Origin of the sequence: Rhodopseudomonas palustris HaA2 (assembly GCF_000013365.1) — a bacterium.
GTDB classification, from domain to species: Bacteria; Pseudomonadota; Alphaproteobacteria; order Rhizobiales; family Xanthobacteraceae; genus Rhodopseudomonas; species Rhodopseudomonas palustris_J.
Genome location: NC_007778.1, coordinates 272,394 through 295,557 on the forward strand (window position 1 = coordinate 272,394; position 23,164 = coordinate 295,557).

A 23,164-nucleotide genomic window follows, 5' to 3' on the forward strand; every position below is an offset into this window, starting at 1 on the left:
GCTGTCCTCACCGCCGGATCATGTCGTGAGCCGGCATCATGTTGGTGGTCAGATGGTGCATCACCCACAGCGAACCGGCCAGCGCGATCACCACCATCACGATGGTGAAGATCAGCGCCATCATGGTCCAGCCTTCTTCGGCCGCAGTGGTCATGTGCAGGAAGTAGATCATGTGCACGACGATCTGCACCGCCGCGAACGCCATGATGACCAGCCCGGTCGCCTGCTTGTTGCCGAGCACGTCGCCCATCACCAGCCAGAACGGAATCGCGGTGAGCACCACCGACAGCCCGAAGCCGATCAGATAGCTCTTCAGCGTGCCGTGGGTTTGGGCCGCGACATGGGCCTCGTGGCCGTGGTCGTGGCCGTGCGCGTCGACGTGGGGAGAATTGATGCTCATCGCAAGGTTCCCAGCAGATAGACGAAGGTGAACACGCCGATCCACACCACGTCGAGGAAGTGCCAGAACATGCTGAGGCACATCAGCCGCCGGCGGTTGGCTTCGATCAGGCCGGCACGCGCGACCTGTACCATCAGCGTCACCAGCCAGATGATGCCGAACGTGACGTGCAGGCCGTGGGTGCCGACCAGCGTGAAGAACGACGACAGGAAGGCGCTGCGCTGCGGCGTCGCGCCCTCGTGAATCATGTGGTGGAACTCGTAGAGTTCGATGCCGAGGAAGGCGAGTCCGAACAGGCCGGTGACGCCGAGCCAGGCCAGCGTGGCGCCGACCTGCCGCTTCTCCATCGTCAGCATGGCGAAGCCGTAGGTGATCGACGACATCAGCAGCATCGCGGTGTTGACCGCGACCAGCTTCAGATCGAACAGGTCCTTCGGCGCCGGACCGGCCGCGTAATTGGCGCCGAGCACGCCATAAGTGGCGAACAGGATCGCGAAGATGAGACAATCGCTCATCAGGTAGATCCAGAAGCCGAGCATCGTGCTCGCGCCTTCCGGATGGGCATGCTCGTCGACGACGTGGAACACCGGCTCTGCGGCCTGCGGGGCGGCGGCGACGACGCTCATGGCTTGGCTCCCTCGGCGAGCAGTCGCGTCCGCTCGTCCTCGACGCGAACCACCTCTTCGGCGGGGATGTGGAAGTCGCGGTGATAATTGAAGGTGTGGCCGATCGCGACGGCGAGCAGCGCGATGAAGGACAGCGCCGCCAGCCACCAGATGTACCAGATCAAGCCGAACGCCATCACCATGCTCAGCCCGGACAGGATGATTCCGGTGCCGGTATTGCTCGGCATGTGGATCGGCTTGAAGCCTTCGAGCGGACGCTTGTAGCCAGCCTTTTTCATGTCCCACCACGCATCGGAATCGCGCACCATCGGCGTGAAGGCGAAGTTGTAGTCCGGCGGCGGCGACGACGTCGCCCATTCCAGCGTGCGGCCGTTCCAAGGGTCGCCGGTGACGTCGCGAAGCTGCTCGCGTCGCATCACGCTGACGGCGATCTGGATCAGGAACGCGACGATGCCGATCAGGATCAGGAACGCGCCGAAGCCGGCGATGATGAACCAGATCTGCAGGCTGGGGTCGTCGAACACCCGCAGACGACGGGTGACGCCCATCAGGCCCAGCACGTAGAGCGGCATGAAGGCGAAGTAGAAGCCGACCACCCAGCACCAGAACGAGATCTTGCCCCAGAACACGTCGAGCTTGAAGCCGAACGCCTTCGGGAACCAGTAGGCGATGCCGGCGAACAGGCCGAACACCACGCCGCCGATGATGACATTGTGGAAATGCGCGACCAGGAACAGGCTGTTGTGCAGCACGAAGTCGGCCGGCGGCACCGCGAGCAGCACCCCGGTCATGCCGCCGATCACGAAGGTCAGCATGAATGCGATCGTCCACATCATCGGCAGGTCGTAACGGATCCGGCCGCGGTACATCGTGAACAGCCAGTTGAACATCTTCGCGCCCGTCGGGATCGAGATGATCATCGTGGTAATGCCGAAGAACGAGTTGACGCTGGCGCCCGAGCCCATCGTGAAGAAATGGTGCAACCACACCAGGTACGACAGGATGGTGATGACCACCGTGGCGTAGACCATCGAGGTGTAGCCGAACAGCCGCTTGCCGGAGAACGTCGAGGTGACTTCGGAGAAGATCCCGAAGGCCGGCAGGATCAGGATGTAGACCTCCGGATGGCCCCAGATCCAGATCAGGTTCACGTACATCATCGGGTTGCCGCCGAAGTCGTTCGTGAAGAAATTGGTGCCGACGTAACGATCGAGCGACAGCAGCGCCAGCACTACGGTCAGAACCGGAAACGAGGCGACGATCAGGATGTTGGTGCAGAGCGAGGTCCAGGTGAAGATCGGCATCCGCATCATGGTCATGCCGGGCGCCCGCACCTTGACGATGGTGCAGATCAGGTTGACGCCGGACAATGTGGTTCCGACGCCCGCGACCTGCAGCGCCCAGATGTAGTAGTCAACGCCGACGTCCGGACTGTAACCGATGTTCGACAGCGGCGGATAGGCCAGCCAGCCGGTGCGGGCGAACTCGCCGACGAACAGCGAGATCATCACCAGCACGGCGCCGGCAGTCGTCATCCAGAAGCTGAAATTGTTCAGGAACGGGAACGACACGTCGCGGGCGCCGATCTGCAGCGGCACGACGTAGTTCATCAGGCCGGTGACCATCGGCATCGCCACGAAGAAGATCATGATCACGCCGTGGGCGGTGAACACCTGATCGTAGTGATGCGCGTTGAGATAGCCCTCGGAGCCGTTGAAGGCCATCGCCTGCTGGGCCCGCATCATCACCGCGTCGGCGAAGCCGCGCAGCAGCATGACGATGCCGAGGATCATGTACATGATGCCGATGCGCTTGTGGTCGACGGTGGTGAACCACTCGCGCCACAGATAGCCCCACAGCTTGAAATAGGTCAGGCCCGCGACCAGAGCGGCGCCGCCGAGCGCGACCGCCACGAAGGTGAGGACGACGATCGGCTCGTGCAACGGCAGCGATTCCAGAGACAGCCGGCCGAAGATCGCCTTGACGATATCAGGATTGGTAAGCATGCGATCCCTCAGGACTCGGATTTCGACGCCGGGGCGAACAGCAGCGAGGTGGACGACCCGAGCGGCGTGAACAGCGGCGGACGCTTCAACCCGGCGCCGAGCAGCGGCGAACTGTCCCGGACCTGCGCGGTGACGCGGCCCTGCGGCTCGTCGATCGTGCAGGTGCCGGCCACGAAGCTCGGCTCCGGACCGAGTGCGGTGCCGCGGCGGGCGTATTTGTCGTAAGCGAGCGGCAGCGTGTTGCGCAGGCCGGCCATGCCGTTGCCGCCGCGGGCGTCGATCGCCATCATCTCGCTCATGCACATCTTTCCGGGCTCGACGCACATGTTGAGAATGGCGCGATACAGGTCGGCGTCGACCGTGCCGAAGCCACGGGCGGGCTCGTTGGCGCTCGGCTTTTCCAGCGCCAGATACTCGGTGCGTCCGAGCGTATCGGAGCTCGCCTTGGTCTTGGCGACCCACTGCTCAAATCCGGCGTCGTCGAGACCGTGGAAATCGAATCGCATGCCGGAGAACCCGGCGCCGCTGTAGTTCGCCGAGAAGCCCTTGTAGGTGCCGGCATGATTGACCACCGCGTGGAGCTTGGTCTCCATGCCGGGCATCGCATAGATCATCCCGGCGAGCGCCGGGATGTAGAACGAATTCATCACCGAGGACGCCGTGATGCGGAAGCTGATCGGCCGATCGACCGGTGCGGCGAGCTCGTTGAGCGAAGCGATGCCGTATTCCGGATAGATGAACAGCCATTTCCAATCGAGTGCGACGACATCGACCTCGAGCGGCGCCTTGGCACGATCGATCGGCCGGTCATGGGCGATGCGGTCGAGCGAGCGATAAGGATCGAGCAGATGCGTGCCCATCCAGGTGATCGCGCCCAGGCAGATGATGATCGCCAGCGGCGCCGACCAGATCACCAGTTCGAGGCCGGTCGAATGGTCCCAGTCGGGATCGTATTTCGCCGCGTCGTTGGAGTGGCGATAGCGCCAGGCGAACCACACCGTCAGCGCCATCACCGGCAGAACGATCAGCAGCATCAACACCGTCGAAATCACGATCAGATCGCGCTGCTGCACCGCAATGTCGCCGGCCGGCGCCATCACTACGAAGTTGCAGCCACTCAACAATACCGCCAGGGGTAGCAGCGCCAGGATTTTGAGACGTGACAACGTTCCGCCCTTTGAGAATGAGAATGCCTCGCAAGGCGAGGGCCTAGCTGCGACGCAGCAATCGGGACATTGGACAATTTGTCCAATGTTGCGGTGCGGGATCACCGCTCAAACAGGTGGCGGATCGAGACGCCATTGAGAGGCGATCGCATCAACCTCCTCAATCTTCACAACGGCAGCGTGCGATGACAGAAACCACGACGGCGGGACTTGGCTCTGATCCGGCGCACAAGCAGGCCAACCCCGGCGAGATTGCGATCGGCGTCATCATCGGGCGCACCGCCGAATTCTTCGACTTCTTCGTCTACGCGATCGCCTCGGTGATCGTGTTTCCGCGGCTGGTGTTTCCGTTCGCCAGCGAGCTGACCGGCACGCTGTATGCGTTCGCGATCTTCGCCGTCGCCTTCATTGCGCGGCCGCTCGGCACCGTGATCTTCATGGCGATCGACCGCCGCTATGGCAAAAGCGCCAAGCTGATCAGCGCGATGCTGCTGCTCGGCACCGCCACGGTCGCGATCGCCTTCCTGCCCGGCTATTCCGAAATCGGCGCGGCCTCGATCTGGCTCTTGGCGCTGGCGCGTGCGGCGCAGGGTCTCGCCTGGGGCGGCGCCTGGGATGGTATGGCATCGTTGCTGGCGCTCAACGCCCCCAAGGAGCAGCGCGGCTGGTACGCGATGGTGCCGCAGCTTGGCGCGCCGCTCGGGTTGATCGTCGCGAGCGCGCTGTTCGCCTATTTCACCGGTCATTTGTCGTCGGAGGACTTCTTCGGCTGGGGCTGGCGCTATCCGTTCTTCGTCGCCTTCGCCATCAACGTCGTGGCGCTGTTCGCGCGGCTGCGCATGGTGGTGACGCCGGAATATGCGTCGCTGTTCGAAAGCCGCGAATTGCAGCCCAGCCGCGTTCTCGCAACGCTCGGGCACGACGGCCGCAACATCATCATCGGGGCGTTCGCACCGCTGGCGAGCTTCGCCCTGTTTCATATGGTCACGGTGTTTCCGCTGTCCTGGGTGTTCCTGTTCACCCGTGAAAGCCCGGTGCGGTTCCTGATCATCGAGACCATCGGCGCGATGTTCGGCGTCGCGGCGATCATCGCGTCGGGCATGCTCGCCGATCGCATCGGCCGCAAGCCGTTGCTGATGGGCTCGGCGATCGCGATCGCGGTGTTCAGCGGCTTCGCCCCGCAGATGCTCGATGCCGGCCCGGTCGGCGAGACCGCCTATATGATCCTCGGCTTCATTCTGCTCGGATTGTCGTTCGGCCAGTCGTCCGGCGTGATCGCTTCCAGCTTCCGGACCGCCTATCGCTACACCGCCTCCGCGCTGACCGCCGACCTCGCCTGGCTGTTCGGCGCAGGCTTCGCCCCGCTGGTCGCCCTGCTGCTCGCCACCGATTTCGGCCTGATCTCGTCGGGCGCCTATCTGCTGTCCGGCGCGGTGGTGACCATTCTGGCGCTGTACATCAGCGGGTTGCGGGAGTCGGAAGAATATCGTTAGCCGACACGTCGCAAGCCGGCAGCGTCTTCACAACGCAAAGCGGTCCGCGGCAACGCGGGCCGCTTTTGTTTTGACAAGGTCCGCGTGCACGACGCGTTCCTGCTGCCGTCAGTCCGCAGAGCCGTCGGACGGAAATCAGGGCAGCAGCGCCGATCGACGCTCGATCGATCAGGATGGGAGTCGAGAAACCATCGATGGACGCGATTGAAACCGAGCGACTGGCCTTGCGAGACTTCCGGTCGGAAGACGCCGCCGACCTGTTCGCCTATTTGCATCAGCCGACGGCGAGCTGCTTTTTGTCGCTCAGTCTCGCGGATATGGGCGCCGCAGCGGCGGAGGCGAACGCGCGCAGTCAAAGTGACGAGCACATTGCGGTCTGCTTCAAAGACACAGGCCGACTGATCGGCGACCTGTTCGCGGTCCAGGAGGACGACACGTTCTCGGTCGGCTGGAACTTCAATGCGGATTTCAGGGGCGCCGGGCTGGCGTCGGAAGCCGCACGCGCCCTGTTCGGGCATCTTTTCACCGTCAGGCAGGCCCGGCGCCTCTACGCTTATGTCGAGGACCACAACATCGCATCGCAACGTCTGTGCAAGAGACTGGGAATGCGGCAGGAAGGACTGTTCAAGGAGTATGTGACGTTCAAGGCCGACAGCAAAGGTGTTCCGATCTACGAGAACACGATGCAGTTCGCCATCCTCCGTAAGGAATGGGAGCAGCAGCACTGAGCCGACGCGGCGGCCCAGCTCTTAGCCCGTACGCCTGGACGAAAGCGATGGCGGAGAGGGAGGGATTCGAACCCCCGATAGGCTTGCACCTATGCCGCATTTCGAGTGCGGTGCATTCGACCACTCTGCCACCTCTCCGCGGCGCCGAGACGGACGATTCTCACGCCCGATGGTCGGCGGTGTTCTTAAGTGAGGCGGAGCGGATAAACAAGCCGGCGTAACGGCATCCGCCTTCCCGCCCGGCCTGGCCGGCCGGGCAGCAGATCGAAGGATCGGGCAGGCGGACCCCGCCGAAGGGGCCCTGGCTGGCGTTTGGGCCACGGCGGCCGTGAAGCGAAGCGAGCCCCGTTCTGGCGCTGCCAGCTCAGGCCTTCTCCTTGCGTTCCTTGTCCTTCTGTTTGTCGCTGGGCTTGTCGTCCTTGTCCTTCTCTTTGGCCTTCTTGCCCTTCTCTTTGGTCTTGCGATTGGTGAAGCGGGCGTTGCCGAGGCCGGTGCCGATGGTGAGCACGCCCCAGCGCTCGAAGTCCTGCATGAACGGGACTTCGCTGAGGCCCTGGGCGACGCCGTCATTGTGCATCAGGATCGCGGTGTCGTGGTCACCGATGGTGGGAATCCCCTCGAGCAGGCTGCGCGGCAGGTGAAACCTGCTGCTTTCCCAGTTGCCCGGCAGGTTCTGGGCACCTTTCTCGATGGTGCCGTCGGAATTGATCACGCCGGGGCAGGAAATCCCGATGAACGGCGCCAGCTTGAAGCCCTCCTTCTCGGCGTCGGCGATCAGACCCTGGAGCATCTTGGTCAGCCGCTTCACCGCGCCTTCGCGGGTCGGTTCGTCTTCGGCGTGCCGCCATAGATCGACCTTCCAGACCGAGGCCTTCGACAGATCGCGCGCCTTTTTCCAGCCGGTTTCGACCACGCCGCAACGGATGTTCGAGCCGCCGATGTCGACCGCCAGAATGCTGTCGTGGCCTTCGAAGATCCACGACGGCGCCAGATGCAGGCAGCCGATCAGCCCGGCCTCGTCCGGATCGAACCGGATCGGCACCAGATCGACCTTCAGCCCCTCCGATTTCAGTAGGATATCGGTGCGCGCGATCGCCAGTTCCCCGACCCGGCCCTGGCGGAAGCCGCCGCCGACCACGATACACTCGGTATCGGCCCAGGCTTTGGTCTTGAGAAACCGGCCGGTAACGTAGGCCAGTTCCTGGGCGAATTCCTCGATCGCGCCGTGCACCAGCGCGGCGGCGTGGACGTCGTCGCCGTTCAAAATCTCGTCGAGCGCGCCCTTGGAGATCTCCTCGGTCGGCTTCTTGCCCAGCGGATCGTCGCCAGTCTTGCGCAGCGGCTTACGCGAGGCGTCGAGCATGCGCTGGAATGCGCCCTTGCTGGCGCGGTCGCCGAGAAATCCGTCGTCGTCCTTCAGCTCGATATTGTAGGTATCGACGTCGACCGACGGCAGCCGCTCGGCGCCATGGGCGGCGATGCCGGCATTGGTGGTGGTCAGCGTATCCTCGGCCATTGCTCGTTTCCCCGGTGTGAAAACCGGGTGACAACGATCCGGGAACCTGTTGGTTGCACCGGCTTGAGACAGCAAGATGGACCGTTTCTCCTTGCGCAGACTCGGCTTTTCGCGGCATCCGCCTTGACTTGAAGCGTTCCGCGGCTATAAATCCCGCACCCGGCGTGGGCAGGTCCCGCGCCGTATTGCTTTGTGTGGCCAGCGCCGAAGCCCCGCCAGAGGGCCAAGCCATTCGCACAGATTCAAGCGACCATTCAGGTCGCAACCCGCAACGACTGAACAAAAAGCCGGCCCGGTTCACCCGAGGCTGGGATCGAACACGAAGGATGAAAACGATGTTCGCAGTCATCAAAACCGGCGGCCGGCAATACCGTGTCGTTCCGGAAGATGTGCTCGAAGTAGGTAAGATCGAAGGCGACGTCGGCACGATCGTGCAGCTCGGCGAAGTCCTGATGCTCGGTGGCGATACGCCACTGATCGGCCTTCCCACGGTGGCCGGCGCCAGCGTCGCAGCCGAAGTGCTGGACCACAAGCGCGGCCCGAAGGTGATTTCGTTCAAGAAGCGCCGCCGCAAGAATTCGAAGCGCAAGCGCGGCTACCGCGACGAGATCACGGTGCTGCGGATCACCGAGATCCTCGCCGACGGCAAGTCGCCCTCGGTCGGCCCGCGCCCGAAGCGCGTCAAGGCCGAACCGGCGCCCGCAGCGGACGCGGCCGAATAAACCGCCGGCCGCGAGACAAACAAAAAGTGAGATGATTCCCTGACGGAATCGGTCTAGAGATCACTCGGAATTTTGGAGACGGGCTATGGCTCATAAAAAAGCGGGCGGTTCATCGCGCAACGGGCGTGATTCTGCAGGCAAGCGCCTCGGGATCAAGGCCTATGGCGGCGAGCACGTGATTCCCGGCAACATCATCGCGCGTCAGCGCGGCACCACTTGGCACCCCGGCCTCAACGTCGGCATGGGCACGGATCACACCCTGTTCGCCAAGGTGGAAGGCCGCGTCGAGTTCCGCGCCAAAGCCAACGGCCGTACCTTCGTATCGGTTCTTCCGATTGCGCAGGCGGCCGAATAGACGGTGGACAAACAAGTGTCCGCCGGGTCCTGACAAACCGGCGGAGCACAAAAGGGCTCCAGGGGAGGCGGGACATCCGACCTCCCCTTTCGTTTGCGTCCAATTTATTCGATGCATCAGGAGCCCGCGATGTTGCAGGACATCCCGACACCCACACCCGTGTTGCGCGAGGCGAGACCTTGCGTCCTCGAGACCGAGCGGCTGACGCTGCGCAAGCCGGCTCTCGCGGACGTCACGACCATTGCTCGCCTCGCCAATGACCGCCGGGTCGCCGAGATGACCCGCCGGTTGCCGCATCCCTACACGCGCGACGATGCCGCTCGCTTCGTCACCTCGCTCGGCCAGACCCACGAGACGGTGTTTCTGATCGAAGCCGACTTCGAACCGGTCGGCATGGTCGGCGTCGACTGGCGCAACCGCGAGACGCCGGAGCTCGGCTATTGGCTCGGCGTCTCGCACTGGGGCAACGGCTATGCCACCGAGGCGGCGCGGGCGGTGATCGACTTCACCTTCGAGGAATATGCGATCACGCAGATGATCTCCGCGGCGCGCGTCGTCAATCCGGCGTCGCGCAACGTACTGGAGAAATGCGGCTTCCAGTGGACCGGCGTCGAGCTCCACCGGATGGAGGCGATCGGCTCGTCGACCCCGGTCGACTGCTTCCGCCTGACCCGCGGCGTGTGGTCGTCGCTGAAGAGTTGGGGCAAGACCCGGCGCAGCCGCTGACCCTCGCCACCGAGCGGCCGGGCACGTCCCGGCCGCCATGGTACCTGGATTGGCCGTGGTCATTGCAAGTCGCGGCTTTGCCGCCAGAGATCCTTAACCAGCGCGACATCGGCTGGTGCCATCCCGAGTACGCAGCTTCGCCGTGATCGCTTAGCAGTCGCTCCGCAAACAAGGAGTTCGACATGCTGACCCAGCGTTACATCCAGGCCGTCCTGACCCACGACATCGCCGACCGCATCACGCACAGCGCCGATGTGATCGAAAAGTGCGAACGCGCGCTTCGCGTCGCCGAGCAGAACGAGCCTACCGAACAATTGAGCTTCCGCTTCGTCGATCTCGATCGCCGCTTCGGCATCTGACGCGTTCCGGAGCGACCCGCCGTCCTGGTCGTAGACGTTTAACGACGCGAGCCGATATTTCTCCGGCGGGAGCCGCCGGAGAATCCGATCTCAATCAGTTACCTGGATTATGTCGCAATCCGCAGCAGATCTTCGGATCCGAACAGGAGGTCACCGATGTCCGACCACGCCGAACTGATTGCCGTCGCCAACAATGTCGAGGATCAAATCCTCAGGGACCTCGAGGCATTCGAGACGCGCGAGCGCCGCCTGCTGGCAGAGGAGCGCCGCGAACGCGCCCGCCAACTCACCGCGCGCTTCGCCGGCCTCAAACTGACAATCGAGTAACGGGCGTCAGTTCGTTTGCGGCGGCGCCTCGTCCGCCGTCTTGCGGTCGCGCAGCGCGAGATACAGGCCCGCGCCGACGATAACGACGACGCCGACCAGCGTCGACAGCGTCGGGACGTCGCCGAAGAACAGCCAGCCGAGCGCCGCGGCGAAGATGATCATCGTATATTGATACGGCACCACGACGCTCGCGGGCGCCAACCGCAGCGAGCGGTTGACGCACAACAGCCCCGCGGCCGAGCCGACACCCGCGAGCACGAACCAGATCCAGTCGGCCGGCGGCGGCGCAATCCAGCCGGACGGCGCCAGCAGCACCGAGCCGAGCAGTGCGGTGCCGATGAATTGCTGCGTCGCCAGCGCGATCTCCGGCGTGCGCCGCAGAAACCGGGTGATCAGCATCAGCGCCGCGAACAGCACGCTGGCGAGGATCGCGATCAGCGCCGGCCAGCTCATGGTTTGCGGCGACGGCTGCAATGCGATCAGCACGCCGGCAAAGCCGACCAGGATTGCGATCGCCCGCGCCCGGTCGATCGTCTCGCCGAGAAACAAGGCGGCCCCGACCGACACGAACAGCGCCGACGCCAGATAGAACGTGATGACATCGGCGAGCGGCAGATACACCGTGGCGAGGAAGAACGCCGCGACCTCGAACGCCGAGACCAGCATCCGCGCCAGTTGCAGCCCCGGCCGCTCCAGCCGGATGAAGGCCGCGCGCTGCCGCCAGATCAGCGGCGCGAGCAGCACCAGTCCGGCAATCGCCCGCAGCAGCAGGAATTCGCCGACCGGATAGGTCGCCACCACCTTCTTGCCGACTGCGTCCGCAAAGGAAAACGCCAGCATCGCCAGCAACATCAGGACAATGCCGGCCGCTTGCGCGCCATGTTCGTCAGGGCCGATGGAGATTTTCCGGAACAACCCCATATCTCGCTCTGGCACCTTGCGAACCGGAACAGCTCGACAGCGGGCGCTTATGGCCCGGAGCCTCGCGGCGGCGCAAGGCCGATGGCCGACCGCGGCTCACGCAAATCGCCGCACGGCGAAAGCGACGCAGTTCCGGCGATCGAGTTGTTGCCGCGCCCCCTCCCTGTACGATACGGATAGCGCATGAAATTCCTCGATGAAGCCAAGGTTTACATCCGCTCCGGCGACGGCGGGAACGGCTGCGTCGCGTTCCGCCGCGAGAAGTTCATCGAGTTCGGCGGGCCCAATGGCGGCAATGGCGGCCGCGGCGGCGACGTCGTGGTCGAAGCGGCCGACGGCCTCAACACGCTGATCGACTATCGCTACCAGCAGCACTTCAAGGCCCAGAAGGGCGTCAACGGCATGGGCAGCGACCGCCACGGCGCCAACGGCAAGGCCATCGTGCTGAAGGTCCCGGTCGGCACCCAGATCTTCGACGAGGACAAGGAAACGCTGATCCACGACTTCACCACGGTCGGGGAACGCTTCGTGCTGGCCGAAGGCGGCAATGGCGGCTTCGGCAACGCGCATTTCAAATCCTCGACCAACCGCGCTCCGCGCCACGCCAATCCGGGCCTGCCCGGCGAGGAGCGCTGGATCTGGCTGCGGCTGAAGCTGATCGCGGATGCCGGCCTGGTCGGTCTGCCGAACGCCGGCAAATCGACGTTTCTCTCCAAGGTCAGCGCCGCCAAGCCGAAGATCGCGGACTATCCGTTCACCACGCTGCATCCGCAGCTCGGCGTGGTGAATGCCGACGGCCGCGAATTCGTGCTGGCCGACATTCCCGGGTTGATCGAGGGCGCCCATGAAGGCGCCGGCCTCGGCGACCGTTTCCTCGGCCATGTCGAGCGCTGTCGCGTGCTGCTGCATCTGATCGACGCCACCTGCGAGCACGCCGGCAAGGCCTACAAGACAGTGCGCGGCGAACTCGAAGCCTATGCGGAGACGCTCGCCGACAAGATCGAGATCGTGGCGCTGAACAAGATCGACGCGGTCGAGCCCGACGAGCTCAAGAAGCAGAAGGACCGGCTCAAGCGCGCGGCGAAGAAGACGCCGCTGCTGATCTCCGGCATCACCGGGCAGGGCGTGCCGGAAGCGCTGCGCGCGCTGGCCGCCGTGATCGGCGAAGCGCCGGTCTCCGACAAGGCCAAGGGTGCCGCCGACAACGCGGCCAACGCCGAGCCCTGGGCGCCGCAGGACGCCTGATCGGCGCCTGCCACTTTGGCGCAAGGCCGGCCCGGCGCGCTTGCACCCGCCGGTTCGGTGCGGCAAAACCAACCCGCCCGTCGACGGCGCGCCGCCGATGCGTCCCGTCCTCGTCTCGCCCGATAGTCCCGATGGCCCGCCCGAAGCTCCATGATTTCCGCCGCATCGTCGTCAAGGTCGGCTCCTCGCTGCTGATCGATTCCGGCGCCGGCGAGGTCCGGGCGACATGGCTCGCCGCGCTCGCCGCCGACATCGCCGAGCTGCATCGCGACGGCCGCGACGTGATGATCGTCTCCTCCGGCTCGATCGCGCTCGGCCGCAGCCGACTGAAGCTGCCGCGCGGCGCGCTGAAGCTCGAGGAAAGCCAGGCCGCCGCGGCCGTCGGCCAGATCGCGCTGGCGCGGACCTGGTCGGAAGTGCTGGGCCACCATGGGATCGGCGCTGGGCAGATCCTGGTGACGCTGCAGGACACCGAGGAGCGGCGGCGCTATCTCAACGCCCGCTCGACCATCGCCAAGCTGCTGGAATGGCGCGCGGTACCGGTGATCAACGAGAACGACACCGTCGCCACCAACGAAATCCGCTACGGCGACAACGACCGCCTCGCCGCGCGGGTCGCGACCATGGCGAGTGCGGATCTCCTGATCCTGCTGTCCGACATCGACGGCCTCTACACCGCCCCGCCCGGCAGCAATCCGGATGCGAAGCTGATCCCGGTGGTCGACTCCGTCACCGCCGAAATCGAGGGCATGGCCGGCGCGGCCGGCTCGGAGCTGTCGCGCGGCGGGATGCGCACCAAGATCGAGGCCGCCAAGATCGCGACCTCGGCCGGCACCCACATGCTGATCGCTTCGGGCAAGATCGACCATCCGCTCAAGGCCATTGCCGGCGGCGGCCCCTGCACCTGGTTCCTGACACCCGCGAACCCGGTGACGGCTCGCAAACGCTGGATCGCGGGTTCTCTGGAGCCGAAGGGCACGCTGACGATCGACGCCGGCGCGGTGACGGCGCTGCGCGCCGGCAAGAGCCTGCTGCCGGCCGGCGTGATCCGGGTCGACGGCCAGTTCGCCCGCGGCGACGCGGTGATCGTGCGCGGCCCGGACACCCACGAAATCGGCCGCGGCTTGGTCGCCTACGACGCCGACGACGCCGACAGGATCAAGGGCCGCTCCTCGCCCGACGTGATGAGCATCCTCGGCGTCAGCGGCCGCGCCGAGATGATCCACCGCGACGATCTGGTGGTGGGAACGGCGCCGGGCTAGTCTCGGGCCGCGAATTCCGGGCTGCTGTCGGCGAGGCGCCGCCTGCTGTCAACGCGCGAGTATTCGCCCGGTTTCTCCGCAACCAGCTTGGCGATCCGGCATTTTCCGCCTATTTACATGATCAGACAGGTATTTTTCAGGCCGAACCGCCCATGACCGCCTCGCTCAAAGCCATCGACGGCAGCGCCGAGCTCGCGACGCTGATGCACGACCTCGGACGCCGCGCGCGCGCTGCGGCGCGGGTGCTGGCGCTGGCCTCGCCGGAGCAGAAGAACCGCGCGCTGGAGGCGATGGAGCGGGCGATCCGGGCCGGCGCCGACAAGATTTTGGCCGCCAATGCCGAGGACGTCGCCGACGCCAACGCCTCGGGCGCCAATTCCGCCTTCCTCGACCGGCTGACGCTGACGCCCGCGCGGGTCGAAGCCATGGCCGAAGGCATCGCCGTGGTCCGCGGCATTCCTGATCCGGTCGGCGCCGTCACCGAAAGCTGGCAGCGGCCGAACGGCATGACGATCGAGCGCGTCCGGGTGCCGCTCGGCGTCGTCGCGGTGATCTACGAGAGCCGCCCCAACGTCACCGCCGATGCCGGCGTGCTGTGCCTGAAATCCGGCAATGCGGTGATCCTGCGCGGCGGCTCGGAGAGTTTTCGCTCCGGCCGTGCGATCCACGACTGTCTGGTGCAGGGTCTTCGCGAGGCGGGGTTGCCGGAAGCCGCTATCACGCTGGTGCCGACCCGCGATCGCGCCGCGGTGGGCTTGTTACTTGGCGGGCTGAACGGCTCTGTCGACGTGATCGTGCCGCGCGGCGGCAAGAGCCTGGTGGCGCGGGTCGAGAGTGAAGCGCGCGTGCCGGTATTCGCGCATCTCGAAGGCGTCAACCACGTCTATATCGATCGCAGCGCCGATCTCGACATGGCGAAGTCGATCGTGCTCAACGCCAAGATGCGGCGCACCGGCGTGTGCGGCGCCGCCGAGACGCTGCTGATCGACCGCGCTGCCGCTGATACGCATCTCGCGCCACTGGTGGCGATGCTGATCGACGCCGGCTGCGAAGTGCGCGGCGACGCCATCGTGCAGCACGCCGATGCGCGGGTGAAGCCCGCGACCGATCAGGACTGGGACACCGAATATCTCGACGCGGTGATCGCCGCGAAGGTGGTCGACGACGTCGACGATGCGATCGTGCATATCCACGATCACGGCTCGCACCACACCGACGCGATCGTCGCCGAGGATGCGCAGACCGCCGCGAAATTTCTCGGCGAGGTCGATTCCGCGATCGTGCTGCACAACGCCTCGACCCAGTTCGCCGACGGCGGCGAGTTCGGCTTCGGTGCCGAGATCGGCATCGCCACCGGCAAGTTCCACGCCCGTGGCCCGGTCGGCGCCGAGCAGCTCACGACCTTCAAGTATCGCATTCACGGCACCGGGCAGACCCGGCCGTGAGCAACCCGACCCGCCGGCGCGGAGCCTGAATTGACGCCCGATCCTGTGGCGGCCCGCCGCGCCGTTCCGGCCTACAGCCCCGGGATGCGGATCGGCCTGCTCGGCGGCTCCTTCAACCCGCCGCACGAAGCGCATCGCGCGATCAGCCGCTTCGCGCTGACCCGGCTCAAGCTCGACCGGATCTGGTGGCTGGTGTCGCCCGGCAACCCGCTGAAGGACGTCACGGCCTTGCGCGAACTCGACGCCCGAGTCGGCGCGGCGCAGGCGATGGCCGACGATCCACGCATCCAGGTGAGCTGCCTCGAAGCCGCGATCGGCACCCGCTATACCGCCGACACCATCGACTATCTGCTGCGACACTGCCCGGGCGCACGTTTCGTCTGGATCATGGGCGCCGACAATCTGGCGCAGTTCCATCGCTGGCAGCGCTGGCAGCGAATTGCGACGTCGCTGCCGATCGCGGTGATCGACCGCCCGCCGGCGACGTTCCGCGCCCTCGCCGCGCCCGCCGCCCAGACTCTCAAGCGCTACCGACTCGCAGGCAATGCCGCCGCGACGCTGGCCGACCGGGCGCCGCCCTCATGGATCTTCCTGACCGGCCTGAAATCGCCGCTATCGTCGACCTCGCTCCGGAACCCCGACGGAAGTTGGAAGAAATGAAGCAGCCGCGCCGTCTGGAATGTTGAAACCGCGCCCCCCACATGCCTAGTATGGTTCTCAGGCGCCGGGATTCGGCGCGCGCGCGATACAGTGAAAGGAAAGGTCCCTGACCACATCTGTATTGTCCAAGTCGGCTCTGCCGAAGCCGGCCGCCGCGAAGGCGGTCAAGTCCAGGACGGCGACTTCGAAGACTGCAAACTCGAAGGCTCCCACCTCGATGGCTGCCGCTTCGCGATCCGCCGCTGAATCGCTGACTCCCGATGCGATCTCCGCGACGCCGTTGACGGCCGAGGAGACGCTGCAACTGATCCTCTCCCGCCTCGACGACATGAAGGCGGAGGAGCCGATCGCCATCGATATCCGTGGCAAGTCGGCCATGTTCGACTACGTCGTCGTCGCCAGCGGTCGGGTGAACCGCCATGTCGGCGCGATCGCCGAAAACGTCGCGAAGGCGCTGAAGGAAGCCGGCATCACCAAGATCCACGTCGAGGGCCTGACCAATTGCGATTGGGTGCTGATGGATTGCGGCGACGTGGTGCTGCACGTGTTCAGGCCGGAGGTTCGCGAGTTCTACAATATCGAACGATTGTGGACTCAGGGACCTCAACCGGCGAAGACGCTGTAGCCGTCGAGATCTTGCCCGCGCTGTCCGCGAGCGCGTGTATGCATGTGCGTGTCTCTCAGTCGACGCCTGAGACAGGACGGCGCAGCGCGGGGAGCGCAAGCCGATGCGCCTGACCGTGATTGCCGTCGGCAAACTCAAGCAAGGCCCCGAACGCGAACTCGCCGAGCGCTATCGCGCCCGGTTCGACGATATCGGCCGCAAGCTCGGCTTTCGCGGCCTGGACATCCATGAAATCAGCGAGAGCCGCGCCCGCGATGCCGCCACGCGGATGGCGGAGGAAGCCGCCGCGATCGCGGCGCTGGTTCCGGACGGCGGGGCGCTGGTGACGCTCGACGAACGCGGCAAGAGCGTCGACAGCGCCGCCTTCGCGGCCCAGCTCGGCCGCTGGCGGGACGAATCGGTGCCCGGTACTATTTTCGTGATCGGCGGGGCGGACGGACTTTTGCCTGAATTGCGGCGCAAGGCAAAGCTGTGCCTGTCGTTCGGCGCCGCGACTTGGCCGCACCAGATGGTCCGCGTGATGCTGCTGGAGCAGATCTACCGGGCCGCGACGATTTTGGCGGGACATCCTTATCACCGTGCCTAGCGAGCGCCGCAGCGATCAGATGCAACACCACCTTGCCACGGCTGCGAAGGACCAAGCCTCGGGTGCGGGCTGGCCGTCGGTCGCGCTGCTCTCGGCGAGCCTCGTCTCCGGTGGATTGGTTTTGATGTCGGGCGCGACCATTGTCGCGGCGCAGGCGCAGACAGTCCCGGCCGCGGTGCCGGCGCCACCGCCGACCATCGATCTGATCCGGCAACGCGAACAGGAACTCGAAGCCGCGCGCCAGCAGCAGAAACGCGCCACCGAGCTGCAGGACAAGCTCAGGGCGGATCTCGCCGCGATCGGTGAGGATCGCACCAAACTCAATCAGCAACTGATCGACATCGCCGCCAAGGTCCGCGCGGTCGAAGCCCGCATCAGCGAGGCCGAAGCGCGGTTGGTTCCGCTCGACGCCCGCGAGAGCCGGATCCGCACGTCGCTCGATCAGCGCCGCGGCGAAATCGGCGAAGTTCTGGCCGCGCTGCAGCGCGCCGGTCGCCGTGCGCCGCCGGCGCTGCTGGTCCGCCCCGAAGATGCGCTGAAATCACTTCGCACAGCGATCCTGCTCGGCGCCGTGGTGCCCGACTTGCGCGAGCGCGCCGACCGGCTCGCCACCGACCTCGGCGAACTGATCGCCGTCCGCAAGACGATCGCCGCGGAGCGCGACCAGCTCGCCACCGACCGCGGCAGCATGACCGCCGACCAGACCCGGCTCGCCGCGCTGATCGACGAACGTCAGCACAAGCAGAGCGGGGTCGAAAAGGATATCGAAACCGAGCGCGCGCGGGCGCTCTCGCTGTCGCGACAGGTCGACAGCCTGCAGGGCCTGATCGCCAAGATGGAGCAGGACCTCAAGAGCGCCGCGAAGGCCGCCGCCGCCGCGACCCAGAAGGGGAGCCCAGTGGCGCTCAACGGCCAACCCAATCTGGCGGCGCTGAAGGATCCGGGCCGGCTCAGCCCGGCGGTCGCTTTCGCCTCCGCCAAAGGTATGCTGGCATTCCCGGTCAATGGCGCCAAGATCCGCGAATTCGGCCGCCCCGACGGGGTCGGCGGGGTGGAACGCGGGATTTCGCTGTCGGCGAGGCCGGGCGCGCAGGTCACAACCCCGTGTGACGGATGGGTTGTGTATGCCGGACCGTTTCGCTCCTACGGACAACTCTTGATCCTCAATGCCGGTGGCGGATATCATGTCCTGATCGCCGGGATGGAGCGCATTTCGGTCAACATCGGCCAATTCGTGCTCACGGGGGAGCCGGTGGCAACCATGGGATCGACATCGCAGGTCGCGTCGATCCTCGCGGCGAACGCCACGCAGCCCGTGCTCTATATCGAGTTCCGTAAGGACGGCACTCCCATCGACCCAGGCCCATGGTGGGCCGCAAATGAAGGCGAAAAGGTTCGCGGATGATGCGCAAGACTTCGGTAATCCTCCTCAGCGCCGTTACCGGTGCCGCGCTGACACTTTTCGTCACCCAGCCCCGTTCGGTGCTGATGGGCTCGACCGCGCGCGCTGCGACGTCTGATACTTACCGTCAGCTCAATTTGTTCGGCGACGTGTTCGAGCGGGTCCGCAGCGACTATGTCGAGAAGCCCGACGACAGCAAGCTGATCGAATCCTCGATCAGCGGCATGCTCACCGGGCTCGATCCGCATTCGAGCTACATGGATGCCAAGAGCTTCCGCGACATGCAGGTGCAGACCCGCGGCGAGTTCGGCGGTCTCGGCATCGAGGTCACGATGGAAGATGGCCTGATCAAGGTGGTGTCGCCGATCGACGACACCCCGGCGTCGAAAGCCGGCATCATGGCCAATGACATCATCACCAATCTGGACGACGAGGCGGTGCAGGGTCTGACCCTGAACCAGGCCGTCGAGAAGATGCGCGGACCGGTCAATACCAAGATCCGGCTGAAGATCATGCGCAAGGGCCAGGACAATCCGATCGAGGTCACGCTGGTGCGCGACAACATCCGGGTCCGGTCGGTGCGCGCGCGCGTCGAGTCCGACGACATCGGCTACATCCGCATCACCACCTTCAACGAGCAGACCACCGAGGGCCTGAAGCGGGAGATCGCCAATCTCACCAAGCAGATCGGCGCCGACAAGCTGAAGGGCTTCATTCTCGACCTGCGCAACAATCCGGGCGGCCTGCTCGAGGAAGCGGTGACGGTCTCCGACACCTTCCTCGATCGCGGCGAGATCGTCTCGACGCGCGGCCGCAACGCCGAGGAAACCCAGCGCCGCTCCGCTCATGCCGGCGACCTCACCAAGGGCAAGCCGGTGATGGTGCTGATCAACGGTGGCTCGGCCTCGGCCTCGGAAATCGTCGCCGGCGCGTTGCAGGACCACAAGCGCGCGACGCTGATCGGCACCCGTTCGTTCGGCAAGGGCTCGGTGCAGACCATCATCCCGCTCGGAAGCGGAAACGGTGCGCTGCGGCTCACCACCGCGCGCTACTACACGCCGTCGGGCAAGTCGATCCAGGCCAAGGGCATCACCCCGGACATCGAAGTGCTGCAGGACGTGCCGGACGATCTCAAGGCCCGCACCGACACCAAGGGCGAGGCCTCGCTGCGCGGCCATCTGAAGGGCCAGGACGGCGACGAGAAGACCGGCTCGCAGTCCTACGTGCCGCCGGAGGCCAAGGACGACAAGGCGCTGAAGACCGCCGCCGATCTGCTGCACGGCATCAAGGCGACCGCCACTACGCCGACGGCGCCGGTCACCGGCGAGAAGGCGGCGATCGACAAGCCGGCCGGCAACAAGGCCGCGAACTGATCGATCGCGACTGTTCGGTTTCTCTGCGAAGGGCGGCTCTCGGGCCGCCCTTTTTGATGAGCAGGTCCGCGTGGTTGCGGGCCGGCGATCCCGCCGCCGCGCCGCGACGTGGTATCGTCGCGCAGGTGATTCGGGAGATGGTCGGCAGTGTCCGCGGACGAACTGAGCACACCGCTGGGTCAGAAGCGCAGCCGGCTGCGCCGGTTCCGCTTGCCCTTCACGGTGACGCAGGCGATCGCGACGCTGCTCGGCCTGTTCCTGCTCGCCTTCGTCGGCTTTGCGCTGTTCAACGACGATCCGCTCGGCGGCGAACCGATCGCGCACATCACCCTGAAGCCGCCCACCCCCGACGAGGCCAAGGAAGCCGCCGCCGCGGCCGACAAGGCGAACGGCGCCAAGACAGAGAAGACCGAACGCGCCGCCGCCAAGGACGCGGCGCTGCCCGGGCAGAAGACCATCACCATCATCGACGGCTCCAAGGGCACCCGCCAGGACGTCGTGGTCTCGGCCGGGAACGATGACAAGGCCGACACGCCGCCGGCCGAACCGGCGATGGCGGGCGGCATCAATCCGCGGCTGCTGGAGCAGTCGCGCTACGGCATGATCCCAGTCATGGCCGGCGCACTGAAGCCGTTTTCGGCCTATGCGATGTCGACCGATGCGGAGCGCGCCAAGGCCGACAGGATGCCGACCATCGCGATCGTCGTCACCGGGCTCGGCGTCGGCGCCGCACGCACCAACGACGCGGTGATCAAGCTGCCGCGCGCGGTGACGCTGGCCTTCACGCCCTACGGGGCCGATCCCGGCAAGCTTGTCGAACAGGCCCGGGCCAAGCAGCACGAGGTGCTGCTGCAGATCCCGATGGAGCCGTTCGACTATCCGGACAACGATCCCGGCCCGCAGACGCTGCTGACCTCCGGCGCGCCGGAACAGAATCTCGATCGCCTGAACTGGCACCTCAGCCGGATCCAGGGCTATGTCGGCCTGTCGAATTTCATGGGCGCGCGTTTCGTCGCGACCGAGGCGGCGATGCAGCCGATCATTCGCGAAGCCGCCAAGCGCGGATTGGGCTACCTCGACGACGGCTCCGCGCCGCGCAGCGTCGCGCCGGCCCTGGCCAAATCGCTGGCGATGCCATTCGCCCGCGCCGACCTCGCCATCGACAGCGTGCCGACCGGCGGCGAGATCGACAAAGCGCTGGCGCGGCTCGAGGGGCTCGCCAAGGAACGCGGCCTCGCCATCGGTACAGCCTCGGCGCTGCCGCTGTCGATTGAACGAATTGTCAGCTGGAGCAAGAGCTTGGAAAGCCGCGGCATCCTGCTGGTGCCATTGACAACGGCGATGCTGAAATCAAAATCAACCTAGCGCCCCGGTTCTGATAGATTCGGCACCGAGTCTCCGGGTTGCTGTTTCGAGGCGTTTTCTTCACGCAACGGCTCGCTTCGCTTGGAACCACACAACAGTCCGCAGGCCGTGGACGGACGAGGCACTGACCGAATGGCGCGCTACGAAGACCTGCCCTATCGAACATGCGTCGGCATGATGCTGATCAACCGGGCGGGTCTCGTCTTCATCGGGCGCCGCGCCGGCGGCATCGAGCATGTCGACGACACCCACGTCTGGCAGATGCCGCAGGGCGGCGTCGATCCCGGCGAGGACACTTGGGAAGCCGCCAAGCGCGAGCTGTACGAGGAGACCAACGTCCGTTCGGTGGAGAAGATCGCCGAGGTGCCCGACTGGCTGATCTACGACATCCCGCGCACCGTCGCGGGCCGTGCCTGGAAAGGCCGCTATCGCGGCCAGCGCCAGAAATGGTTCGCGATCCGCTTCACCGGCCAGGACTCCGAGATCGACATCATTGCGCCCCCGGGTCACAAATCCGAATTCACCAGCTGGCGTTGGGAGCCGATGCTGAATCTGCCCGACCTGATCGTTCCGTTCAAACGCCCGGTCTATGAGCGCGTGGTGAAGGAATTCTCGCAGCTCGCCATCGCGGTCTGAGGATCACCCGGCTTCGCCGTCATTGCGTGCGTCGCGAAGCAATCCAGGGGCGACTGAACGCGTGGTTCTCGGATCGCGGCTGGATTGCTCGGTCGCTGACTCCTCACAATGACGGCACTTATTCCGGCGCCAGCGCCGCCCGCAGGATATGGTCGCAATGCGCCTTCACGGTGTGATGCGCCAAGACGTGGTCGCGCGCCGTCAGCGCCATGCTGCGGAGCTTGTCCTTGTCGGCGAGCGCCGCGGTCACCGCGCGGACCAGTCCGCCCGGTTCGATATCGTAATAGACGCCGTGCACGCCCGACAGCAGCGGCGCGTAGCGCACGATGGTCGGGTTGTTCATCACCGGCACCGCCTGCACGATCGGCGCCTCGTAGTGGCGGTAACAGTCCCAGCCCATGCCCTCGGGCGACCACGCCAGCCAGGAATGCGACATGCGTTCCATGAAAGCGTCGTAGGGCAGCCGCTCGGTCGGCTGGTCGATCCGCACGCCCATCGCACGCAGCTGCTCCAGCTCCGGCAGGCCGGCGGCGCGCACCGTCGAATTGCCATCGATGCCGCCGGAGAAGAACAGATCGTGGGTCTTGTCCGGAAACGGCGCGTCGCGCCAGCGCGACTCGAAGCGGTATTGCGGCAGTGAGATCGGCTGCAGCCGCCCGATCCGGCGCTTCCATTTCTCATTGCGTCGATAGCGCAGCGTCGGCAGATGCGGATGCACCGAGCCGGACAACACCTGCCATGCATCGGCCGGCAGCTCGCGCTTGAAATAGGCCTTGGCCTTGTCGAGCAGGAACACGCTGCTCTTGGCGATGCCGAAATGATCGTCCATCTCGACCGCGACCAGCGGCACCGGAACGTCGAGCCAGCGCAGCATGCTGGGTCCGAACTGCCGCGTCAGCGCCGCCCACGGGTCGCGTGGCGTGTAGAAGATGCCGCGCGCCCAATAGCGCGGATGCCATGGCGAATAGCGCAGCGTGTTGACCACCACGACATCGTATTTGCCGTCACGCGCCGCGCGCAGCTCGCGCCAGATCCGGTCCGGCGTCGAAAAGCCGTCGAGCTTGCCGAAATCGTCGGTGAGCTTGGTCCATGTCCACAGACAGGTGGTGCGCTCCGGATATTGCAGCTTGAAATAGCCGCCGCCGATCTCGAGGATCCGTGCGTTGGAAGGGTCGACGGGCGCGGTCATCGCTCGAGATTGCCTATCGCGTGAGGTCGCC

Annotated in this window: 24 protein-coding genes and 1 tRNA gene; 17 read left to right on the plus strand and 8 right to left on the minus strand. The window is 65.6% G+C overall.

Annotated features, from left to right (window positions below):
- Nucleotides 1-7: 7 nt before the first annotated feature.
- The 4 genes from cyoD to cyoA are packed head-to-tail and all read right to left on the minus strand — an operon-like array spanning nt 8 to nt 4,198.
- On the minus strand, nt 8-400 hold the full coding sequence (cyoD, locus tag RPB_RS01200) for a cytochrome o ubiquinol oxidase subunit IV (RefSeq protein WP_011439140.1): 393 nt from the start codon (nt 398-400) through the stop codon (nt 8-10).
- Entirely contained in the window at nt 397-1,026 is a 630-nt protein-coding gene (gene cyoC / locus RPB_RS01205) for a cytochrome o ubiquinol oxidase subunit III (RefSeq protein WP_011439141.1), read from the minus strand. The genes cyoD and cyoC overlap by 4 nt, the downstream gene beginning before the upstream one ends.
- Entirely contained in the window at nt 1,023-3,032 is a 2,010-nt protein-coding gene (cyoB, locus tag RPB_RS01210) for a cytochrome o ubiquinol oxidase subunit I (protein ID WP_011439142.1), read from the minus strand. The genes cyoC and cyoB overlap by 4 nt, the downstream gene beginning before the upstream one ends.
- Before the next feature lie 8 nt (nt 3,033-3,040).
- The gene (gene cyoA / locus RPB_RS01215; RefSeq protein ID WP_011439143.1) at nt 3,041-4,198 is read right to left on the minus strand and encodes a ubiquinol oxidase subunit II; all 1,158 of its coding nucleotides are present in this window, start codon (nt 4,196-4,198) and stop codon (nt 3,041-3,043) included.
- A gap of 185 nt (nt 4,199-4,383) precedes the next feature.
- On the opposite strand from cyoA, the gene RPB_RS01220 reads away from it, so the two are divergent.
- Both RPB_RS01220 and RPB_RS01225 read left to right on the plus strand, forming a co-directional pair.
- A complete protein-coding gene (locus RPB_RS01220; protein ID WP_011439144.1) occupies nt 4,384-5,691 on the plus strand; it encodes an MFS transporter in 1,308 nt (435 codons plus the stop codon).
- Between the two features lie 194 nt (nt 5,692-5,885).
- Nucleotides 5,886-6,419, plus strand: coding sequence for a GNAT family N-acetyltransferase (locus RPB_RS01225; RefSeq protein ID WP_041797848.1), 534 nt, complete (start codon nt 5,886-5,888; stop codon nt 6,417-6,419).
- A gap of 48 nt (nt 6,420-6,467) precedes the next feature.
- Here RPB_RS01225 and RPB_RS01230 read toward each other — a convergent pair.
- Together RPB_RS01230 and RPB_RS01235 are read right to left on the minus strand one after the other, a co-directional pair.
- Nucleotides 6,468-6,557: transfer RNA gene (locus RPB_RS01230), tRNA-Ser, on the minus strand.
- A gap of 226 nt (nt 6,558-6,783) precedes the next feature.
- Nucleotides 6,784-7,935, minus strand: a complete 1,152-nt coding sequence (locus RPB_RS01235) for an ROK family protein (RefSeq protein WP_011439146.1) — start codon at nt 7,933-7,935, stop codon at nt 6,784-6,786.
- Nucleotides 7,936-8,270: 335 nt separating this feature from the next.
- Here RPB_RS01235 and rplU point away from each other — a divergent pair, with 335 nt between their 5' ends.
- The 5 genes from rplU to RPB_RS24795 all read left to right on the plus strand — a co-directional run bounded on the left by rplU (nt 8,271) and on the right by RPB_RS24795 (nt 10,424).
- On the plus strand, nt 8,271-8,657 hold the full coding sequence (gene rplU / locus RPB_RS01240) for a 50S ribosomal protein L21 (protein WP_011439147.1): 387 nt from the start codon (nt 8,271-8,273) through the stop codon (nt 8,655-8,657).
- 85 nt (nt 8,658-8,742) lie between these two features.
- Nucleotides 8,743-9,012 carry a 50S ribosomal protein L27 gene (gene rpmA, locus RPB_RS01245; RefSeq protein ID WP_011439148.1) on the plus strand — a complete coding sequence of 90 codons (270 nt, stop codon included), beginning with the start codon at nt 8,743-8,745 and terminating at the stop codon, nt 9,010-9,012.
- Nucleotides 9,013-9,141: 129 nt separating this feature from the next.
- The gene (locus tag RPB_RS01250; RefSeq protein ID WP_011439149.1) at nt 9,142-9,738 is read left to right on the plus strand and encodes a GNAT family N-acetyltransferase; all 597 of its coding nucleotides are present in this window, start codon (nt 9,142-9,144) and stop codon (nt 9,736-9,738) included.
- A gap of 182 nt (nt 9,739-9,920) precedes the next feature.
- On the plus strand, nt 9,921-10,097 hold the full coding sequence (locus RPB_RS24790) for a hypothetical protein (protein WP_011439150.1): 177 nt from the start codon (nt 9,921-9,923) through the stop codon (nt 10,095-10,097).
- Nucleotides 10,098-10,253: 156 nt separating this feature from the next.
- Nucleotides 10,254-10,424, plus strand: a complete 171-nt coding sequence (locus tag RPB_RS24795) for a hypothetical protein (protein WP_198135145.1) — start codon at nt 10,254-10,256, stop codon at nt 10,422-10,424.
- A gap of 6 nt (nt 10,425-10,430) precedes the next feature.
- On the opposite strand, the gene RPB_RS01255 is transcribed toward RPB_RS24795, so the two are convergent.
- Entirely contained in the window at nt 10,431-11,345 is a 915-nt protein-coding gene (locus RPB_RS01255) for a DMT family transporter (protein ID WP_011439151.1), read from the minus strand.
- Nucleotides 11,346-11,528: 183 nt separating this feature from the next.
- Here RPB_RS01255 and obgE point away from each other — a divergent pair, with 183 nt between their 5' ends.
- The 10 genes from obgE (at nt 11,529) to RPB_RS01310 (ending at nt 21,944) form a co-directional block, all read left to right on the plus strand.
- Nucleotides 11,529-12,590 carry a GTPase ObgE gene (gene obgE / locus RPB_RS01260; RefSeq protein WP_011439152.1) on the plus strand — a complete coding sequence of 354 codons (1,062 nt, stop codon included), beginning with the start codon at nt 11,529-11,531 and terminating at the stop codon, nt 12,588-12,590.
- Nucleotides 12,591-12,721: 131 nt separating this feature from the next.
- Nucleotides 12,722-13,852 carry a glutamate 5-kinase gene (gene proB / locus RPB_RS01265; RefSeq protein WP_011439153.1) on the plus strand — a complete coding sequence of 377 codons (1,131 nt, stop codon included), beginning with the start codon at nt 12,722-12,724 and terminating at the stop codon, nt 13,850-13,852.
- 152 nt (nt 13,853-14,004) lie between these two features.
- Entirely contained in the window at nt 14,005-15,297 is a 1,293-nt protein-coding gene (locus RPB_RS01270; protein WP_011439154.1) for a glutamate-5-semialdehyde dehydrogenase, read from the plus strand.
- A 30-nt stretch (nt 15,298-15,327) separates the two neighbouring features.
- The gene (locus tag RPB_RS01275; protein WP_011439155.1) at nt 15,328-15,957 is read left to right on the plus strand and encodes a nicotinate-nucleotide adenylyltransferase; all 630 of its coding nucleotides are present in this window, start codon (nt 15,328-15,330) and stop codon (nt 15,955-15,957) included.
- A 217-nt stretch (nt 15,958-16,174) separates the two neighbouring features.
- On the plus strand, nt 16,175-16,582 hold the full coding sequence (rsfS, locus tag RPB_RS01285; RefSeq protein WP_011439156.1) for a ribosome silencing factor: 408 nt from the start codon (nt 16,175-16,177) through the stop codon (nt 16,580-16,582).
- A 103-nt stretch (nt 16,583-16,685) separates the two neighbouring features.
- The gene (gene rlmH / locus RPB_RS01290) at nt 16,686-17,168 is read left to right on the plus strand and encodes a 23S rRNA (pseudouridine(1915)-N(3))-methyltransferase RlmH (RefSeq protein WP_011439157.1); all 483 of its coding nucleotides are present in this window, start codon (nt 16,686-16,688) and stop codon (nt 17,166-17,168) included.
- Nucleotides 17,169-17,187: 19 nt separating this feature from the next.
- Nucleotides 17,188-18,573, plus strand: a complete 1,386-nt coding sequence (locus RPB_RS01295; protein ID WP_011439158.1) for a murein hydrolase activator EnvC family protein — start codon at nt 17,188-17,190, stop codon at nt 18,571-18,573.
- Nucleotides 18,570-19,943: a S41 family peptidase gene (locus RPB_RS01300; protein ID WP_011439159.1), complete on the plus strand. Its 1,374-nt coding sequence runs from the start codon at nt 18,570-18,572 to the stop codon at nt 19,941-19,943. The genes RPB_RS01295 and RPB_RS01300 overlap by 4 nt, the downstream gene beginning before the upstream one ends.
- A 147-nt stretch (nt 19,944-20,090) precedes the next feature.
- A complete protein-coding gene (locus RPB_RS01305) occupies nt 20,091-21,308 on the plus strand; it encodes a divergent polysaccharide deacetylase family protein (RefSeq protein ID WP_011439160.1) in 1,218 nt (405 codons plus the stop codon).
- Between the two features lie 132 nt (nt 21,309-21,440).
- Nucleotides 21,441-21,944: an RNA pyrophosphohydrolase gene (locus RPB_RS01310; protein WP_011439161.1), complete on the plus strand. Its 504-nt coding sequence runs from the start codon at nt 21,441-21,443 to the stop codon at nt 21,942-21,944.
- 118 nt (nt 21,945-22,062) lie between these two features.
- Here the strand turns inward: RPB_RS01310 and RPB_RS01315 are convergent, their stop codons facing one another.
- Entirely contained in the window at nt 22,063-23,133 is a 1,071-nt protein-coding gene (locus RPB_RS01315) for a glycosyltransferase (protein WP_011439162.1), read from the minus strand.
- Nucleotides 23,134-23,164: the final 31 nt, after the last annotated feature.

Bases quoted from the DNA above. Each gene is read 5' to 3' on its own strand.
- cyoD (WP_011439140.1), bottom strand. From the start codon at position 400: ATGAGCATCAATTCTCCCCACGTCGACGCGCACGGCCACGACCACGGC.
- cyoC (WP_011439141.1), bottom strand. From the start codon at position 1,026: ATGAGCGTCGTCGCCGCCGCCCCGCAGGCCGCAGAGCCGGTGTTCCAC.
- cyoB (WP_011439142.1), bottom strand. From the start codon at position 3,032: ATGCTTACCAATCCTGATATCGTCAAGGCGATCTTCGGCCGGCTGTCT.
- RPB_RS01220 (WP_011439144.1), top strand. From the start codon at position 4,384: ATGACAGAAACCACGACGGCGGGACTTGGCTCTGATCCGGCGCACAAG.
- RPB_RS01225 (WP_041797848.1), top strand. From the start codon at position 5,886: ATGGACGCGATTGAAACCGAGCGACTGGCCTTGCGAGACTTCCGGTCG.
- RPB_RS01235 (WP_011439146.1), bottom strand. From the start codon at position 7,935: ATGGCCGAGGATACGCTGACCACCACCAATGCCGGCATCGCCGCCCAT.
- rplU (WP_011439147.1), top strand. From the start codon at position 8,271: ATGTTCGCAGTCATCAAAACCGGCGGCCGGCAATACCGTGTCGTTCCG.
- rpmA (WP_011439148.1), top strand. From the start codon at position 8,743: ATGGCTCATAAAAAAGCGGGCGGTTCATCGCGCAACGGGCGTGATTCT.
- RPB_RS01250 (WP_011439149.1), top strand. From the start codon at position 9,142: ATGTTGCAGGACATCCCGACACCCACACCCGTGTTGCGCGAGGCGAGA.
- RPB_RS24790 (WP_011439150.1), top strand. From the start codon at position 9,921: ATGCTGACCCAGCGTTACATCCAGGCCGTCCTGACCCACGACATCGCC.
- RPB_RS24795 (WP_198135145.1), top strand. From the start codon at position 10,254: ATGTCCGACCACGCCGAACTGATTGCCGTCGCCAACAATGTCGAGGAT.
- RPB_RS01255 (WP_011439151.1), bottom strand. From the start codon at position 11,345: ATGGGGTTGTTCCGGAAAATCTCCATCGGCCCTGACGAACATGGCGCG.
- obgE (WP_011439152.1), top strand. From the start codon at position 11,529: ATGAAATTCCTCGATGAAGCCAAGGTTTACATCCGCTCCGGCGACGGC.
- proB (WP_011439153.1), top strand. From the start codon at position 12,722: ATGGCCCGCCCGAAGCTCCATGATTTCCGCCGCATCGTCGTCAAGGTC.
- RPB_RS01270 (WP_011439154.1), top strand. From the start codon at position 14,005: ATGACCGCCTCGCTCAAAGCCATCGACGGCAGCGCCGAGCTCGCGACG.
- rsfS (WP_011439156.1), top strand. From the start codon at position 16,175: ATGGCTGCCGCTTCGCGATCCGCCGCTGAATCGCTGACTCCCGATGCG.
- rlmH (WP_011439157.1), top strand. From the start codon at position 16,686: ATGCGCCTGACCGTGATTGCCGTCGGCAAACTCAAGCAAGGCCCCGAA.
- RPB_RS01295 (WP_011439158.1), top strand. From the start codon at position 17,188: ATGCAACACCACCTTGCCACGGCTGCGAAGGACCAAGCCTCGGGTGCG.
- RPB_RS01300 (WP_011439159.1), top strand. From the start codon at position 18,570: ATGATGCGCAAGACTTCGGTAATCCTCCTCAGCGCCGTTACCGGTGCC.
- RPB_RS01310 (WP_011439161.1), top strand. From the start codon at position 21,441: ATGGCGCGCTACGAAGACCTGCCCTATCGAACATGCGTCGGCATGATG.
- RPB_RS01315 (WP_011439162.1), bottom strand. From the start codon at position 23,133: ATGACCGCGCCCGTCGACCCTTCCAACGCACGGATCCTCGAGATCGGC.